General features: G+C 65.2%; 1 protein-coding gene. It reads right to left on the bottom strand.

Features of this window, described 5'->3' with window-relative positions; all coding sequences use genetic code 11:
- The coding region (locus AC3A6P_RS36115; RefSeq protein ID WP_487697461.1) for an HNH endonuclease signature motif containing protein at positions 1-446 on the bottom strand (446 nt) is incomplete at both ends.

Raw genomic sequence — 446 nt, 5'->3', positions numbered from 1 at the left:
GGCGGTGGTCTGCTTCGTCCGTGTTCTTGTTCGAGGGCGCGTTGGGTGGCGTTGTAGGCGCGTTCGGTTTTGATGTGTTGTTGGCGGTCTTGTTGTCGGGTTCGTTTGCGTTTGGGCATGGTGGGGCCCGGGGTGGTGGTGCGTCGTGTTTTGCGTTTCGGTGGTGGGGGGAGTGTGGCGGTTTCGGGGTTCCAGTCCGGGAAGATGAGCCAGGTGGAGGGTTCGGTCAGGTATTGGTGTCCGGTGGGGGCGGTCCAGATGACTTCGCCGGTGGGGAGTTGTTCGTCGGTCCAGCCGTCGGGGCCGGTGTAGAAGGTTTTGGCGAGGTGGTGTTCGCGGCACAGGAGTTTGCCGTTGGAGGGGTGGGTGGGGCCGCCGTCGCCGTGCGGGAGGGTGTGGTCGATGTCGGCGTATTCGGCGCGGCGGTTGCAGCCGGGGAACCGGCA

The organism is Mycobacterium sp. Soil_C_30 (assembly GCF_057656995.1).
Note: the sequence above shows the minus strand (reverse complement) of the source record. Positions and strands in the feature narration are given on the sequence as shown.